Annotated in this window: 1 protein-coding gene; it reads right to left on the reverse strand. The window is 68.4% G+C overall.

Annotated features, from left to right (window positions below):
• Positions 1–2: 2 nt before the first annotated feature.
• Positions 3–1,127: acyl-CoA dehydrogenase (locus ACWC9T_RS41990; RefSeq protein ID WP_449826273.1), on the reverse strand; the 1,125-nt coding region annotated here is incomplete at its 5' end.

The following is a 1,127-nucleotide window of genomic DNA, read 5'->3' on the forward strand; positions in this document are numbered from 1 at the left end:
CGTTACGGCAGGTTGCGGGCCATCACGATGCGCTGGACCTGGTTGGTGCCCTCGTAGATCTGGGTGATCTTCGCGTCGCGCATCATCCGCTCCACCGGGTAGTCCCGGGTGTAGCCGTAGCCACCCAGCAGCTGCACCGCGTCCGTGGTCACCTCCATCGCCACGTCCGAGGCGAAGCACTTCGCCGCCGCACCGAAGAACGTCAGGTCCGCGTCCCCGCGCTGCGACTTCGCCGCCGCCACGTACGTCATCTGCCGCGCGGCCTCCAGCTTCATCGCCATGTCCGCCAGCATGAACTGGACACCCTGGAACTCCGCGATCGCCCTGCCGAACTGCTTGCGCTCCTTGACGTAGTTCTTCGCGTAGTCCAGCGCACCCTGCGCGATGCCCACCGCCTGCGCCGCGATCGTCACCCGCGTGTGGTCCAGCGTCTTCATCGCGGTCTGGAAACCGGTGCCCTCCGCACCGATCATCCGGTCCGCCGGGATCCGCACGTTGTCGAAGTACACCTCACGCGTCGGCGAACCCTTGATCCCGAGCTTCTTCTCCGGCGCACCGAACGACACGCCCTCGTCGCCCTTCTCCACCACGAACGCCGAGATGCCCTTCGACCGCTTCTCCGGGTCGGTCACCGCCATCACGGTGTAGAACTCCGACACACCCGCGTTGGTGATCCACCGCTTCACACCGTTGAGCACCCAGAAGTCACCGTCGCGCACCGCCCGGGTCTTCATCCCCGCCGCGTCCGAACCCGCCTCCGGCTCCGACAGGCAGTACGAGAACATCCCCTCGCCCCGCGCCAGCGCCCCCAGGTACTTCGCCTTCAGCTCCTCCGAGCCCGACAGCTGCACCGGCAGCGAGCCCAGCTTGTTCACCGCCGGGATCAGCGACGACGAGCCGCACACCCGCGCGACCTCCTCGATCACGATCACCGTCGCCAGCGCGTCCGCCCCCGCACCGCCGTACTCCTCCGGCACGTGCACCGCGTGCAGGTCATTGCCCCGCAGCGCGTCCAGCGCCTCCTGCGGGAACCGCCCCTGCTCGTCCACCTCCGCCGCGAACGGCGCGATCTTCGCCTCGGCCAGCGAACGCACCGCCTCGCGGAGCATCTCGTGCTCCTCGGAGAT

This window comes from Kitasatospora sp. NPDC001159 (assembly GCF_053598235.1).